General features: G+C 40.0%; 11 protein-coding genes. 6 read left to right on the top strand and 5 right to left on the bottom strand.

Features of this window, described 5'->3' with window-relative positions:
* Window positions 1–66: 66 nt before the first annotated feature.
* Window positions 67–570 (bottom strand): DUF2062 domain-containing protein, encoded by a 504-nt coding sequence (locus tag L2735_RS16145; RefSeq protein ID WP_248985680.1) that lies wholly within the window; start codon window positions 568–570, stop codon window positions 67–69.
* A 28-nt stretch (window positions 571–598) separates the two neighbouring features.
* On the opposite strand from L2735_RS16145, the gene L2735_RS16140 reads away from it, so the two are divergent.
* From L2735_RS16140 to L2735_RS16125, 4 genes are read left to right on the top strand one after another with little or no spacing between them, the layout of a single operon-like run.
* Window positions 599–3,118: a DNA internalization-related competence protein ComEC/Rec2 gene (locus L2735_RS16140; protein ID WP_346348146.1), complete on the top strand. Its 2,520-nt coding sequence runs from the start codon at window positions 599–601 to the stop codon at window positions 3,116–3,118.
* 40 nt (window positions 3,119–3,158) lie between these two features.
* Window positions 3,159–4,964, top strand: coding sequence for a lipid A export permease/ATP-binding protein MsbA (gene msbA, locus L2735_RS16135; protein ID WP_248985679.1), 1,806 nt, complete (start codon window positions 3,159–3,161; stop codon window positions 4,962–4,964).
* Window positions 4,965–5,972, top strand: coding sequence for a tetraacyldisaccharide 4'-kinase (gene lpxK, locus L2735_RS16130; RefSeq protein ID WP_248985678.1), 1,008 nt, complete (start codon window positions 4,965–4,967; stop codon window positions 5,970–5,972).
* Window positions 5,959–6,132 carry a Trm112 family protein gene (locus tag L2735_RS16125; RefSeq protein ID WP_248985677.1) on the top strand — a complete coding sequence of 58 codons (174 nt, stop codon included), beginning with the start codon at window positions 5,959–5,961 and terminating at the stop codon, window positions 6,130–6,132. Before lpxK ends, L2735_RS16125 begins: the two co-directional genes overlap by 14 nt.
* 102 nt (window positions 6,133–6,234) lie before the next feature.
* On the opposite strand, the gene L2735_RS16120 is transcribed toward L2735_RS16125, so the two are convergent.
* From L2735_RS16120 to L2735_RS16105, 4 genes are all read right to left on the bottom strand, one after another.
* The gene (locus L2735_RS16120; RefSeq protein ID WP_248985676.1) at window positions 6,235–7,110 is read right to left on the bottom strand and encodes an MBL fold metallo-hydrolase; all 876 of its coding nucleotides are present in this window, start codon (window positions 7,108–7,110) and stop codon (window positions 6,235–6,237) included.
* A gap of 123 nt (window positions 7,111–7,233) precedes the next feature.
* On the bottom strand, window positions 7,234–10,389 hold the full coding sequence (locus L2735_RS16115; protein ID WP_248985675.1) for an efflux RND transporter permease subunit: 3,156 nt from the start codon (window positions 10,387–10,389) through the stop codon (window positions 7,234–7,236).
* A complete protein-coding gene (locus tag L2735_RS16110; protein ID WP_248985674.1) occupies window positions 10,386–13,658 on the bottom strand; it encodes an efflux RND transporter permease subunit in 3,273 nt (1,090 codons plus the stop codon). Before L2735_RS16110 ends, L2735_RS16115 begins: the two co-directional genes overlap by 4 nt.
* A gap of 10 nt (window positions 13,659–13,668) precedes the next feature.
* On the bottom strand, window positions 13,669–14,760 hold the full coding sequence (locus L2735_RS16105) for an efflux RND transporter periplasmic adaptor subunit (protein ID WP_248985673.1): 1,092 nt from the start codon (window positions 14,758–14,760) through the stop codon (window positions 13,669–13,671).
* A 405-nt stretch (window positions 14,761–15,165) separates the two neighbouring features.
* On the opposite strand from L2735_RS16105, the gene L2735_RS16100 reads away from it, so the two are divergent.
* Together L2735_RS16100 and L2735_RS16095 are read left to right on the top strand one after the other, a co-directional pair.
* Complete coding sequence (locus L2735_RS16100; RefSeq protein ID WP_248985672.1) at window positions 15,166–15,609, top strand: GNAT family N-acetyltransferase; 444 nt, start codon at window positions 15,166–15,168, stop codon at window positions 15,607–15,609.
* Window positions 15,610–15,744: 135 nt separating this feature from the next.
* On the top strand, window positions 15,745–16,644 hold the full coding sequence (locus L2735_RS16095; protein ID WP_248985671.1) for an aspartate/glutamate racemase family protein: 900 nt from the start codon (window positions 15,745–15,747) through the stop codon (window positions 16,642–16,644).
* Window positions 16,645–16,655: the final 11 nt, after the last annotated feature.

Here is a 16,655-nt window from a genome sequence, read left to right as displayed (position 1 = left end):
ATATACAAATTAAAAGTCAGCTAATAAGCTGACTTTTTTGTTGGATTGTTTAATGGGGCTAATGAATTACTTTCGGCTTTTCCATTTAAAGAGTACTGAGTACTTCCAAAGGCTTTTAATCACAAAGAAACTGATAAATGCAAAAATAAGCCCTAGTGCTACACATCCTAGTAGGAAAGGTGGGCCAATGGTGCCAATTGAGCTTTCTATCCATTGCCAACTGGCTTCAAATGCAAAGTCAGCGGTATCCATACCTAATATTTTAGCACCTAACAAATAGGCGGCATAAAACATAAACGGCATTGTGATTGGGTTTGTTAACCATACAAGTGCAACGGCCAATGGAATATTGACGTTAAAAAATATAGCCATGCCAGCAGCAATGACCATTTGAAATGGGACAGGAAGCCAAGCAACAAATAGACCTATCGCAAATGAACCTGGAGCCGATTTACGATTTAAACTCCACAAGTTAGGCTTATCTAGTAAATTACCGAAAACACGTAAATACTTGTGATTACGTAAGGTTTCAGGCTTCGGCATAAATTTTTGGAATAATTTTTTTGGCATATACGCGATTACTGTCTTTAATTAATCAATGATAAATCGATTCATTTATGGTTTTTGCGCCAGTATGCTCTTTAGCAATTTATTGCCAAGCTTACTTCCTATATGGATGGCGTCTATCATTCTGATTGTCGTTTTATCCACCCTCAATAAATGGCCATTCATCAGTGGGACACTTAGCGGGGTTTTATTAGTTTCTTTTTGTTTTAATTCACTATTTTCTTCACACGAATCTGAAATGCCTGTTCAAAAACAATTCAAGGCAGAGATAGTATCACTAGTTAGCACAAACAGCGACTGGATAAGTTTCGACATTCGGTTAATTTCTGAACATAAAGCCTTTTATCAATCTTATTATAGACTCACTTGGCAACAACCGCCTGAGGTAAAAGTGGGGCAGATTTGGCAGTTTACAGCACGTATGAAGCCAATAACCAGCCCATTGAATCAAGGCGGGTTTAATCAACAAAAATATTTACTAAGCCGCCATATTGTCGCTAAAGGGCGAGTCAAACAAGCAAAACTTCTTCATTATGACGCGCCAATACGACAAATCATCATTGATAAGATGACGCCAATATTACAGCGCTTATCTAATGGGGCTATCTTAAGAGCCTTATTATTTGGTGATAAATCAGCATTAACACCACAACAATGGCAGCAATTAAGGCAAACAGGGACAGGGCATTTAGTCGCAATATCAGGTTTGCACTTATCAGTTGTATTTGGCTTGTTTTGGTTTTTATCTCGGTTTGGGTTGCAACGTATTTTTCCCACAAACAGCAGACGAAATGTATTGATGGCTTTGGTGTTCGCTGTGTTAGTGACAGCAGAGTATGGCTATCTAGCTGGATTTGCTATTTCAACTCAGCGTGCATTCGTCATGTTACTTATGCTGGTGGTGCTTACTATTGTGAATCAATATTCATCGCCATGGCAGCGACTTATGTGGGCGTTATTTGCCGTTTTGATAATCGATCCATTTGCAAGCTTAAGCGCAGGTTTCTGGTTATCGTTTAGTGCGTTAGTCATCATACTATTTACTCTTGAATATTCGCAGGCTAACGCACGAAATATAAATAGTGGGATTGGAGCTAACGAAACTAAAGTAAATGAAACTAAAGTTAATGCAATTCAAGATAACGCAACTCAAGATAAAGACGTTGAAAATAGCAAAACTGAAGTGACACCATCCTCAGAAGAAAATTCGTCATATGTTCATTCGCTCAACATGAAGTCTCGTCACTACCTCTGGCAAGTAGTGAGCTTCTTTAAACGGTTTTGGTCAATTCAATGGCGATTAGCCGTTGGACTTGGGGTAATTCAAGCCTTGTTGTTCGGTACCGTATCGATTAACAGTATATGGGTTAATTTATTGATGGTGCCATGGTTCAGTATTTTGGTTATTCCCTTAAGTATCATGGCATTGGTATTAAATTTACTGATGATGTTATTACCGTTACCTGATGCAATAATGACGTATATCGGTACTCAGTTTATGGCAGTTGCCAATTTAACCCTTGATGGATTTCAGCTGCTTATCAGTCAAAGTGATTTTTGGCCAATGGCATTAATTTACTTACCTGATAGATTAATCATCTGTTTAATGATGTTTGTTTTTGGACTGTTTCTGTTGAAGTGGGCGGTGAATACCCAATGGCGATTATGCGCAGGTTTACTGTGTTTACCATTTTTTATGTATCTCACCAATAATTTGATGCTTGAAGAAAGCAATGACCTTGCTACAAACTGGCAAGCTCATGTTTTAGATGTTGGCCAGGGGACTGCTGTACTCATCCAACGAGACAATAGAGGAATACTTTATGATACTGGCGCTGCGTACGGGGAAAATTTCAGTTATGCAGATCGGGTTATTATTCCCACACTAAAAGCCAAAGGGGTAACCCAGCTTGATTACATTATCATTAGCCATGACGATAATGATCATGCGGGAGGGCTGAGTAAATTACTTGAACAATACCCTAATAGTAAGCTCATTAGTGATACACCGGAGCATCACTTTAGTCTGAATTCGGCCAAGGAGCCTATTGTAAAAGGGTGCGGTAATCGACAACTCAATTGGCAGGGGTTAATGGTCAGTTTAGCCGTTAACATTAAAGCCGAAAATGATAATAACCGTTCATGTATTGCTTATATAAGTGACGATAAACATAAGCTGTTACTTGCTGGAGATATTGAGAAAAATGCTGAGCAGTATTTTATCGAGAATAACAAGTTAACCAAGGCAGATATATTACTGGCACCACATCATGGAAGCCGAACTTCATCTACTGCAGCATTTATCGATGTAGTGTCACCAAAGCAAGTTATCTTTACCGCAGGATTTGCCAATCAATATGGATTTCCTAAAGATGATGTCGTTAATCGATATAAAATAAGAGGAATAGAATCACTTGTAAGCGGAAAGTCAGGTCAAATTAGTATAGATTTTAATCCATCAAATTATGTTATCCGTCAATATCGTACAGATATTGCGCCATTTTGGTATAACAAGCTGTTTAGATTTGGTGAGAAAGTTAAAGCAGAGTAGAATATGGCCTTTGTTTGCTATTCAAGTGTTAATGTAATCAATGACAACAACTAATAACGAAATGTCGAGCGTCTTTAAACGCCTTCTTACTTATCTCATCCCTATGAAAGGGATGTTCCTATTCGCAGTGATAGGGCTACTGACATATGGCCTAGTTGACGCTGCTTTTATCGCATTTATTAAACCTTTTATTGATGAAGGTTTTGGCCAAGCACCTGCAGTTGTCGGTGGTGTTGAGGTTGATGTGCCTACCCATGGTGGTTTTAATGCCAATACAGATATTATGCTGATGGCGCCATTAGTCGTGATTGGCATGTTTACTTTGCGTGGTATTGCCAACTTTGTGTCCACTTACTGCGTTTCGTACATGAGTGCTAAGTTGATCATGGATATGCGTCAACAAGTGTTTGAGCATTACTTACGTTTGCCGGTGAGCTATATTGACCGTGAAAATAGCGGTAACTTAATTTCTCGTGTGACCTTTGATACTGAGCAAATTGCACGTGCATCTGGCAGTGCGTTAATCTCCATCGTCCGAGATTCAATCACTGTTATTGCTATGCTGGCTATTATGTTCTTTTATTCGTGGAAATTATCACTGTGCATTTTAGTGATAGGCCCATTGATGGGTATTGTAATTAGTGTTGTCAGTAAACGCTTTCGTAAAGTCTCAAAGCAAATTCAGTCTGCTATGGGCGGCGTAACGGCAACAACGGAGCAGATGATTAAAGGGCATAAAAATGTGTTGGCTTTTGGTGGTCAAAAAACCGAAGTTAGTCGATTTTTTAAAGTGAATGACGCTAACCGTAATAAGAATATGAAACTGGCTGTGGCTCAAGCTATTAGTCAACCTGTGATTATGATTATTGGCTCTTTTGCGCTTGCCTTCGTATTGTATGCTGCGACTTTTCCTGGCCTTAAAGAAGAGTTAACCGCAGGTACTTTTGCGGCAATTCTAGGTGCGATGTTGGCGATGCTACAGCCAATTAAAAACTTAACTCGTATTAATGCTGAGTTCCAGCGTGGTATTGCAGCTTGTACTACTGTGTTTGAGTTATTAGATACGGCACCTGAATCAGATACTGGTGAATTTGAAACCGAGCGTGTTAAAGGTAATTTGAAGTTTAATAATGTGACTTTCAGTTATCCTGATACCGAAAAACCAGCATTAACCAATATTGATTTTGAAGTTAAGCAAGGCAAAACCATAGCACTAGTCGGTCGCAGTGGTTCGGGTAAGTCGACGATTGCCAGCTTAATGACACGCTTTTATACCGGCGTATCAGAAGGTGATATTACGCTTGATGATGTCAGTATCTACGACTACAAATTAGCGTCATTGCGTAATCAGGTTGCACTAGTGTCTCAGCAAGTGACGCTTTTTAATGACACAATTGCCAATAATATAGCGTACGCCTATCCTGGTGAAGTGTCGCGTGAGCAAATTATTAAAGCTGCAGAACTTGCTTATGCTATGGAGTTTATTGAAACCTTACCAGAAGGTTTAGATACCGAAGTCGGTGAGAATGGTGTGTTACTTTCTGGTGGTCAGCGACAACGAATCGCAATTGCACGCGCCATGTTACGTGATGCGCCAGTTTTGATTTTAGATGAAGCAACCTCAGCTTTAGACACTGAATCAGAAAAAGCCATTCAACATGGTTTAGACAATTTACGTCATAACCGTACTTCAATTGTGATTGCTCATAGGCTTTCAACTATTGAATCAGCAGATGAAATCTTAGTGATAGATCAAGGCTCAGTCGTTGAGCGTGGAACCCACAAAGATCTCATTGCCAAAGAAGGTATTTACTCCAACCTATACCAAATGCAATTTGGTAATTAAATGCAATCGTTAGTGAATAAAATTTGGTACCAAGGGCATCCTGCTAAGTGGTTATTACTGCCGCTTAGTTGGCTTTTTGGTTTAATCAGCTATTTAAGACGTGTAGGTTTTAAGCTGGGATTGAGCCAAGCAGAAACCCTACCAGTACCCGTGGTTATCGTCGGTAATATTACCGCTGGTGGCAGTGGTAAAACGCCGACAGTGATTTATTTAATCAATTTATTACGCCAACAAGGTTACAACCCTGGGGTAATAAGCCGTGGTTACGGGGTTAATATTGATGGCGTTAAAGCGGTAATAGCGACTGATAAAGCGACTGAAGTCGGTGATGAGCCTGCGATGATAGTGGCTCGTACTCAAGTACCTATGGTTGTTGGCGCTAAACGTATTGACGCCGCAAAGTCATTATTATCTGAATTTGATGTTGATGTGATCATCAGTGATGATGGTTTACAGCATTATGCTTTAGCAAGAGATATCGAGCTTGCGATTGTGGATGGTCAGCGCCGTTATGGCAATGAATGTTTAATTCCTGCTGGACCACTTCGAGAAGGTTTATGGCGATTAAACACCATCGATTGGGTGATTAATAATGGCGGAGAGGCTCAAGCTAATGAAGTGTGTATGAGCTTAGAGCCTAGTGCACTTAAGTCGGTAGACCCGTTAAATAATAGTCAATGGCTGCATCAAGATGCGGTGGCGATGGCTGGTATTGGTAATCCTCAACGATTTTTTGATAGCTTGCATACTTTGGGTTATTCAATAACACAAACCAAAGCATTTGAAGACCATCAAGCTTTTAATGAAGAAGAGTTAAAGCAACTATCTCTTCAGTCTCCATTGATCATGACTGAAAAAGATGCGGTTAAATGTCGCGATTTTGCACAACAAAACTGGTGGTATCTGCCAGTAAATGCGAAGCTTGATGAAAGTTTTGATCTAGCATTTTTGAACAGACTAAAAGAAGTCGTCAAAGTTAAACAAGGAAACCTCCATGGCGTTCGATAAGAAATTACTTGAAATTGTAGCTTGCCCAGTATGCAAAGGTAAGTTGGAATATGATAAAGAAGCAGATCAACTTATCTGTAAAGCTGATAAATTAGCTTACCCAATTACTGAAGGTATTCCTGTATTACTCGAAAATAGAGCGATACCTCTAGAGTCTTGATGAGTCTTTAGATTGCTACCAAGGTCATTAACTGACTTTTAGCAAACTAACTTTAAAATAATAAAAAGCGCCAACGTGGCGCTTTTTTTGTGCTTATGAGTATTATTTTTTCAAATCCTGATAAAGCGTATCAATCCACTTCTTTTCGGTAATGAAATTCCAGCTCCAATCTTTCCATTTTGCTGGTACGCCTTCAGCATGGATCTGCTCAAGTGTTTTTCCTTCAGTTAATTGCTTATTCATCCAATTAATTGAACCGTCTAGCATATGTTTAAACTTCATTAAATCATCTTTACTCGCCAGCTCACCATGACCTGGGATCACTTGAGTTTGTCCATCGATTTTCGTGAGGACTTTACCGACATTATTGCGGTAGCCAACAACCGAACCGCCGCCTTTTAAGTCAACGTAAGGAAAGCGGTCTTTAAAGAATAAGTCGCCCATGTGCACGACATTATCATTTTCCCAGAACACCACGCTATCACCATCAGTATGGCCTGGTCCCATGTGTTTTAAGGTAATGGTGTCATTGTTAAATCGTATAGACACGTCTTCAGAGTAGGTCACAACAGGAAGTGCTGCTTTGGGTGTGCCTTCTTTAGCACTAAGACGTTTTAAAACATTGTGATGGGCAAAAATAATCCCTTGTTCACCAAAATGTGCATTACCACCAGTATGATCACCGTGATAATGGGTATTGATAACGTACTTAGGGTTACCCGGTTGAATTTTGTTTAATGAAGCGCTTATTTTATCAGCTAAAGGGGCAAATTGATCATCAATGATGAGTATGCCATCACTACCAGCAGAGACGCCGATATTGCCACCAGAGCCAGTGAACATGTATGTCGAGTTAGTGAGTTTTTGCGAAGTGATTTCTACATCTTTAAAACGGTCATCATCTGCAAGTGCAGTGGTGCTAATAAGAGATAGTTGCATCAATGATAGGGTCAATAAACTAAGACGTTTCAGCGTCATTACAAGCTCCTGTGTTGTTTGACCATCTTGCCAGTAAATTTACTTAATCTGTAAAGCGACTTAATCTGTAAAGCGACTGGCAAAGATGGTTAAGCGTTCGTATTACTTATCAATCAATTATAATTATAATGTCCAAGGTAGCAGCTTTTTTGCTCTTTTGTCAGCTAAACCTAATTTAACTGAAGATTGATAACGGATACGGTACAAGGCTTGATAGCACAAAGGCACCAAATATAAACTTGTGATGGTGGAGAAGCTTAATCCACCAATAATAGCAATCGCCATGGGTGAGTAAGGTGGTCCACCGCCGCCTATTTGAGTGTCTCCCATTGCTAATGGCACAAGACCCAACACTGTTGTTGCCACTGTCATCAATACTGGACGTAATCGCGTAATACAAATTGATTTTATGGTTGTCGAAAGATCAGTAAGTTTAGGTGTCATCTGGTTAATTTGGTCAACCAGCACAATCCCGTTGTTTACTACGATCCCCATCAAGATAAGGATCCCTATCATTGCCATGACCGACATCGCTGTGCCTGATATCCATAACGCCCAAAATACACCTGTAATTGAAAACAAGATTGAGCTAATAATCGCAGTGGGTAATAACAGTGATTCAAACAGCGCTGCCATAACGATATAAATCATTGCCAGCGCTAAAATCATGTTCACTGCCATAATTGACTGGTCTTCATCTTGACGTTGAAAACCACCACGTAAGCTATAGTCATAACCATATGGGAAGTTAACATTCTGCATGACTTTTTCTATTTGTTCTTGAGCCTCTTCAGTGGTGATTTCGTTGACGTTGGCGCCAATAGATAGTGCAGTTTGGCGATTGTAATGTCTAATGGTGTCAAAACGCGGCTGGATTTTAATCTCAGCTAAGTTATCTAAGCTGTATACCCGTTCACCTTTACGAATAATTGGCAGTTGTTTTAGTTGCTCTAAAGAACGTTGCCAGCTTTTGTCGTAAGCTAATTCAATGCGTAATTCGCCGTTGGGATCATGTCTGAATGAGCGTAGTGGTGAGCCGCGAAGTGCCATCGAAATATGCGATGCAACTTCATTGAGCTTTAAGTCTAATCGCGCTGCCATTTCTCGATTAATCGTCACAACCACTTCTTGTTGGGCTGCATTGACTTCTGAGCGTACATCTTCAAGTCCTTCAATGGCGCTTAATAACGGTACGACTTGTTGGCTTAAGGTGATTAACTCGGAAGTTGAACGACCCGTTAAGGTAATTCTTAACCCTGAATTTTCGTTGCCCCAACCAAATTGAGGTGTGGCAGCGGCGTATTTAGGGAAACCTTCTCGAATAGTTTCCTTAAGCTCTGACATCGGAGTTTCTATGTCTTTTTCCAATAGAATCGTGGTTTGAATACTGTCAGCTGAATAATAGCTATAAACTGAATCAATCATGAATGCTTCTTTATTACTATAAAGATAGTCTTCCATTTGATTAATCATGGCTTCGGTGACTTTAAGGTTATGGCGTCCTTCTAATTGATAGTTAATATAGAGACGGTCGTTGCCTTCACCATCAGATTGATCTTGTTTTACTAAGCTCAAGGGAAGGGCAGTAGAAACAAGGATAAATACCGCTACTACTCCTGATATTTTCGAATGGGCTAACACCCAGCTTAAACTGCGCTGATAATAGTGTTGCAGCTTAGATTCTTTTTCTTCGGTATCAATTTCAAAATGCAGCTTGGTGAGCAGTAACGGAATGAGTGTTTTTGCCACTAATAAAGAGGCTGCCAGGGAAATACAAATTGAGATTGCCACATGTTCAAGGAAAATGGTTAGCTCAACCTTTACTCCCACAATGTTAGGCAAAAATACAATCGCTGTGGTTAACGTACCGGCCAGTACTGCTAAGGCAACTTTCTCTACTCCTGTTAATACCGCTGACTCATTGGCCTTTTGGCACTGGGGCCTAGTATCTTTTTGGCTCTGAGACCCAGTATCTTCTTGGCCTGTTAAGCCATTGCGTTGTTTTTCTTGCAATACGCTTTCGGTAACCACAACCGCATTATCAATCAGCATACCCACTGCTAATAACAGTCCCATCATTGATAGAATATTTAAGCTGTAACCCAGTAAATACATACCAGCAAGCGTCATACAAATTGAAATAGGTACCGATGAAACCACCACCAGAGTCATTTTCAGGTTACGTAAAAATAAATACAGAACCCCAAAAGATAAGAAGGCACCGATTAAGCCTGAAATCAGCAAATCTTGTAATGATGATTTAACCCCATAGGCTTGGTCTTCCATGACAAAGAGCTTGATGCCTTGGAATTGCTGGTCTTGTTTAGTTTGTTCAATGACTTTTAGAACTCGCTCAGATACATGCACGAGGTTTGCACCAGATTCTTTAAATACATCTAAACCGACAGCATACTTTTGATCTAAATGACGGCCTTCAAAAGGCTCTGGCAAAGTAAATTTAACAGAGGCGATATCACCCACAGTGGTTGTGGTATTAAGTTTCACCGCTTTGATATCTTCAAGCGATAAAAACTCACCTTTAGGCGATACTTGGAACACCTGATTATTATTACGCACTGTGCCTGCACTAATAACAAAGTTCTCTAATTGCAGACGTTGCCTAAGCTCTGCTGGATTAATGCCAGAGGCTGCAAGCTTGTCTGCATCTAGCCTGATCTCTATTTGTTTTTGATCAACACCATAGAGAGTGACTTTAGAAACGCCTTCAATACGTTCAAGTGGCTTACGAAGCTGTTTATCGAGTAAGTCAAAAGCGTTAGATAACTCTCGCTCACTTGAGATCCGTATGGTGAGCACTGGCATGTCTGCAGTTGAGAACTGCTGAATAAATACTCGCTCAACATCTTTAGGAAGTAAGTGCCTTACTGAATCAATTTTCTCCCGAGCCTCTAAGCTTTTAGTGGCGACATCTTCACCCCATTTCATGTTAAGTTGAATATTCGCGCCATCTTGTGAAGAGTTAGATCGCACCTCTTCGATGCCGCTCATGGTTGCCAATGATTCTTCTAACACACGAGTAATATCGCGCTCGACTTCTGCAGGTGTTGAGCCTTTATACGGCACATTGACCTGAATTTGTGGGATGTCGATCCCTGGAAACATTTCCAGAGGTAACAAGCGGCTTGAAGCCATACCAAACAATAAAATGGCAAGGAAGAACATACTCGTTGTGACAGGTCTCTTTATCGCCAATTTGGTGATACTAAAGCCTGGCTGCTCATCTTTCATGCTTTGCGTATTAGTGTGTTCTTTACTCATGACTGGCCCTCCATTGAAGGTTCAGTTGACACTTTTGCCGTTTGCTCTGCATCCGTTTGTTGATAGTTTTTCTTATCGAAAATGCCGTACAGGGCAGGGATCACTAACAGCGTCAGCATGGTTGACATACTTAAGCCAAAAATAACCGTAATAGCCATAGGAGCGCGTATTTCACTACCATCTCCAACACCAATTGCCATCGGTAATAAACCAAGTGTCGTTGTCATGGTTGTCATCATGATTGGGCGAAGACGTGACTTAGCAGCAATGCTAATTGCTTGGTCTTTTTCTATGCCTTCTTTACGCAATTGGTTAATTCGATCGACTAATATAATGGCGTTGTTTACCACAATACCTGCCAACATAATTAAGCCGATGAAGACGACGACACTGATATGTGTACCAGTGACAAAAAGCCCAATAACACTGCCACCAACAGCCATAGGTACAGCGAATAAAATCAGTAAAGGGTGCAATAGCGACTCAAACTGACTCGCCATAACTAAATAAACCAAGAACACAGCAAGCACTAATGCAATTTTTAGTGATTCAAAAGAATGTTCCATTTCTTCATTTTGTCCGCCAAAACGAGCCTGAATAGAAGAAGGGAATTGCTGCTGGTTTAAGATAAGCTGTGCTTCTTTAACCGCTTCACTTAAATCACCATAACTTAAGTTAGCCGAAACAATTGCCACACGCTGCTGACTCACACGGTTAATGGCAGACGGGCCAACTTGCAATGACACATCGGCTACCGCACTTAATGGAATGGCATGTTGGCTATTAGGGTTGATGATTAATGCATTCACATCTTCTATGTTGTTTCGTTCAGCTAATTCACTGCGTACGAGAATATCGACTTTACGATCGCGCACTGTATATTGACTGGCAATGGTACCGCCAACACGGTGGGCAATGCGACTTGCGACAGTTGGTGCGTCTAAATCAAGCGCAGCTAGTCGAGCATGGTCAAATCGGATACTGATTTCAGGCTGACCGTCACGAAGGGATGTATTGATATCGCTAAATCGAGTTGATTGCGACAGTGCTGATACGAGTTGATCACCACTTTGTTTTAATTGCGCTAAATCATAGCCTGATAGTTCAATTTCTAATGGCGTTTTAAAACTGAATAGCTCAGGGTGTTCAATTTTCGCATCGAGCGCCGGTATACGTCTTGCTGTTTCTCGTAAAGTTGCAGCAACAGTATCGAAAGCTTGAGTGTTTGCTAGGACAACTTGTAAACGCCCCCAGTTTTCACCGCCACGTGCGGTATCAGAGGTCATTAGCCCGCCACTGCCAGCTTGGCTGAATGTGTGTTTAACATCTTCACTATCACTGATTGAGTAAGCGAGTTCTTCAAGTACGGAATCGGTTTTTTGAACCGCTGTCCCAGGTGGTAATAATATCTCAACGTAAAACTCACCTTGGTTCATTGGTGGAATTAACTCGACGCCTAATCTCGGGAACAGGCTGCCAGCTCCAACAGTCAGCATAATAGCGATAATCACGGTAACGACTTTATGTGTCATTGCATGCTTTAATACACGGTGATAAATGCCTTCAATAAAGCGATAGAATAAATTGAATCCTGCGCTCAGTGGGCGCATCACAAGACTAAATAACCATGAGAAAAAGCGAGTTAAAATAATCACTAAATTTAGCATCGCATTTGGCAAGTAACTCAATACTAATTTAAACGGGAAACCTAATATTAATACTAAGTAGTGACCAATTTTACCTTTAGTGGTTGTAGGTTTAGCTTTAGGTTCTGTTACCGTCTCTTCTGGTAATTGAGTAAACCCTTGGCGTGAGGCCAGCATTGGAATCGCAGTTAAGGCGACAAAAAGTGATGCTAATAGCGCAAAAGTAACAGTGAGCGCTTGGTCTGAGAACAAGGCGCCAGCGATACCGTCAACGAAAACTAACGGTACAAATACAGCTAATGTGGTGAGGGTGGAGGCAAAAATTGCACCTGCCACTTCTTTACTGCCTGTTACCGCGGCCTCTAACCTTGCTAACCCTTGAGCTTTATATCGGTCAATATTTTCCAGTACGACAATTGCGTTATCGACTAATAAGCCGATGGCTAATGCTATTCCCCCCAGTGACATGATGTTTAAGCTGATATCTGCAAAGTACATCATGTTAAAGGTGGCTATGACCGAAAATGGGATTGAGATAGAAATAATTAACGTAGCAATAATGTCGCGCAAAAATAGGTAAATCACTAGCATAGCGAGCAAACTACCGAATAAAGCGGCAGATGTGACTTCGCTGACTGCGCTTTGAATAAATTCTGATTGGTCGTAAATGACTTTTAACTGATTCTCTTCAGACTCAGCATTGAGGTTATCAAGCTCTGCCTTAATCTTTTGAGCCACAGAAACTGTATTGGCATCACCTTCCTTATAAATGGCTAGTTCAATCGACTCGACATCGCCAATACGGGTGACATCGCTGCGCTCTTTATACCCGTCCACAATGTCGGCTACTTCACGTAAGCGAATTAAGGTTTGACCATTTCGATATACAATCACGTCACGCAATTCTTCAAGCGAATTAAACTGATTTAAGGTTCTGACTAAGTATTCTTTGTCCCCTTGAATCACTTTACCTGCCGATAAATTAATATTTTCTTCATTAATACGACGTTTTATATCATCAGCATTGAGGTTTAACTGCTGAAGCTTTTGTTGGTTTAATAGAATATGAACTTCTTGCTCTAAACCACCTGATAAGCGCACAGCAGCAACACCAGATAAGGCTTCTAGTCGGCGTTTTAGTTCTTCCTCGGCAAAGGTTCTCATGCCTTTTAATTCAGACTCGCTGGCATCAGGCACGGATAACGCTAAGCGCATAATTGGATCTAAATTAGGGTTAAAGCGCAGTAATAGCGGCTTATTAATATCTAATGGCAGCTCAATCGTATCGATTTTTTCGCGTACTTCTAGGCTAGCCATATCCATATTGGTGCCCCATTCAAACTCGAGCACCACATCTGACATGCCTGAGCGTGAAATAGAGCTGATTTTACGTAATCCTTTTACAACACCAACGGCTTCTTCAATTGGTTTGGAAATAAGTTGTTCAACTTCAACGGGCGCAGCGCCATCATAAGCTGTACGAACCGTGACACTCGGATAACTTAAATCTGGCAGTAATTTAACCGCTAAGCGAGTGAAGCCAACCATGCCGAAAAGCATAATGGCAAGCATAAACATCCACACGGTCACGGGACGTTTAACCGAGGTATTAATCAATGACATAGTTGTATCCTTACTTAGCGTTTAAGCTGTTTTTTGCATAAGAAAGGGGAGTAATTATTTCAACTAACGATTGATCTTTAAGGTTTTGTTGTCCACGAATAACGATCTGCTCACCGTGTTCAACACCTGAAATAACCTCGACTTTATCTTTTTCACGATAACCTAACTTAACTTCGCGGCGAGTGGCCGTATTGTCTTCAATCACATACAAAGCTTGAGTATCATCTTGATTAATAACGGCATTGAAAGGCACGGTTACTACATCTTCATGGGTATCGTATTTAAGCTCTACACGAGTGAACATACCGGCTTTTAGGTTTGCTTTGGTGTTATCAATAGCGATAGTGACTTTAAATGTGCCGCTTTGAGCATCTACGATTGGACTGATACGCAATACGTTTGCGATGATTTCATTAGATTGAGAGCTGTCTGCGCTATTAGCGTATTGATTACTAATTTTAGCTTGCTGACCTAAACGCAGGCTGGTCAATTGCTGCTCTGGAAGGTGAACAATGCCATGTAGTTCATCTTGATTAACAATATAAAATAGCTCCTCGAATTCTTTCGCCATATTACCTTTTTTGACATGTCTCATTGCGACGATGCCATCGATAGGTGACACAATTTGGCTTTCAATCACATGTAACTCAGCTAAGTCACGTTGAGCGATAGCCGCTTGTAAGTTGAACTCTAATTTGGCCATTACATCTTGGCTGATAAATTCTTTATTCTTCATTTGCTTTAAGCGGTTCAATTCTTGCTCAATAATTTGAACTTCAGCTTGTGAGCGTTTGTAATCATAACGCTGGCGTTTGGCGTCAATGGTGGCTAAAGCTTGACCCTTAGTTACTCGGTCACCTTCTTCAACGTTAATCTCTTCAATTAAACCTGCAATTCGGGTGACTACATGAGCTTCTTCAGGCGCTTCTAACGTTGCGGTCGTACTATAGAATGAAGACACATTACCTTGTGTCACTTGTGATACCTCAACCGGAACGGCATATTTTTCTTCTTCTTTTGATTCTTCTTGTTCACCCGTACATCCACTTAATCCTGTAGTCAGTGCTGCAATACAAAATAGTGATATTGTCATTTTTTTCATGCTGATTAACCTATCCATGAGGTACCTGCCAGTTCAATAATTTGAATTAATGACGCTTATAGAGTTAAGTGTGGAGTGTTAACTTGTAAGCGCTATGTTACTAGTTGTAGCTGGTGTTAATTTTGTTTGATTAAAGCAGTATCTGTGCCATAATTTATATCTCTTTTATTTCAGTGCTTTATGTGGTTTTGGGTGGTTTTGTAAAGAATGTTAATATTGGTATGTAGTCAAAATGTTTAATTTTTAGTGGGATTGATTAAATTCACACTAACTAAAAATAAAAAGGGGTTAACTGACGTTGTTTATTTTTTGAGGTAAGTTAACTAACTTGTGGAAGACAGCTGTTAATGCATGAACAATAATTAAATGAATCATGTAAAGGCTGAAGATTAAAAGGAGTCTGTGTTGAAAATTATCCAAGCGACTATTGAGCAATTAAATTTAGTTACGGCTTTATTCGATGAATATCGTCAATTTTATGGGCAAGCTGCAAACCTTGAGCAATGTAAGAAATTTATTAAAGAACGCTTAATAGAGAGTGATTCCGTGATTTTTATTGCGACTAATGAGGAAGGTGATGGTTTAGGGTTTATACAGCTTTATCCTACGTTTTCTTCTGTTGCGATGAAGCGAATGTGGATACTGAATGATATGTTTGTAGCGACATCTGCAAGACAGCAAGGCGTAGCCAATAAACTGCTTAAACAAGTGGACTTATTTGCCCAATATACCGATGCAAGTACTGTGAAATTAGCAACTGCAGTAGACAATGATGTGGCTAAAGCTTTATATGAGTCGCTTGGTTATACGAAAACGACTGCTTTTGATCATTACACTAAATTATTTTGAGTACAATCTTGGCTGTTGTTGACCAGTAAGTTGATTTGAAACTGATGGTCAGATCCTTCAAATGTGATTAACCTGAATTATGCTTGAGTTTTATCATACTCATAAATTTATATGAGTATGCAAACAGGTTAGAAAATGAAAGATCTAATTTTCGGTGTTATCGGTAATATGGGGCCTCAAGCTGATATCTTATTTCAAGATATTCTTTTTAAAGAAGAGGTCGCTAATGGCGCATTGAAAGATCAACAGCACATGGGAATGCTGGTGATAAAGAACCCAGATATCCCAGATCTTTCTGCAGCAATTAATGAAGGCGGTGAAGATCCTATACCTGAATTGTTAGAGTCAATTAAGTTTTTAGAACGAAACCATGTTCATTTTGCTGTAATTACTAGCAATACCGCCCACTATTTTAGAAACACGTTGCAACCAATGACAGGTGTTTATTTACTGGACATGCTGCAGGCAACAACTGAGAAAATCAAACAAGAAAACCCACAAGCAATCGTTGGGGTTCTATCTAGCAATGAAACTTATTTTTCTGGGATTTTTGATAGATACCTAGATGATGCTAAGTTATCGTTTTATAAGCCTAATTTAGATGTTCAGGAACGATACGTACATAGTGCAATATATGGTGCTTTGAGCGGTGAAAAGTTACCTTGTGGTGAAAAGTTACGTACTTCATTTGGGATCAATGAAGGGAAGGTTACAAATAATATAAAATTAATAGCTAAAGCTATTGAAACGCTAGTCGCACAAGGAACTGATACTATCATTTTGGGCTGTAGTGAATTGCGTTTAGTAAGAGGACAGCTTCAGGATATTTTTCAGCAGATTGATTTTGTTGACCCTATGGAAATCATTGCCGAAAAAGTTGTAAAAGTGTATGAAGCAGCAAAAATCTTGTACTTGAATAATCCATCGCCAGCTGAAATAGAGCGAGTGAATTTAATCGATATTCACTCGGTTGATGATATTGCTCACTATATTGTTTCAAAAGCTAAAGCGCACTTAGCCTCCTTAAATCCCTAAAGGCTAACACT

Origin of the sequence: Shewanella olleyana (assembly GCF_023283825.1) — a bacterium.
GTDB lineage: Bacteria > Pseudomonadota > Gammaproteobacteria > Enterobacterales > Shewanellaceae > Shewanella > Shewanella olleyana.
Note: the sequence above shows the minus strand (reverse complement) of the source record. Positions and strands in the feature narration are given on the sequence as shown.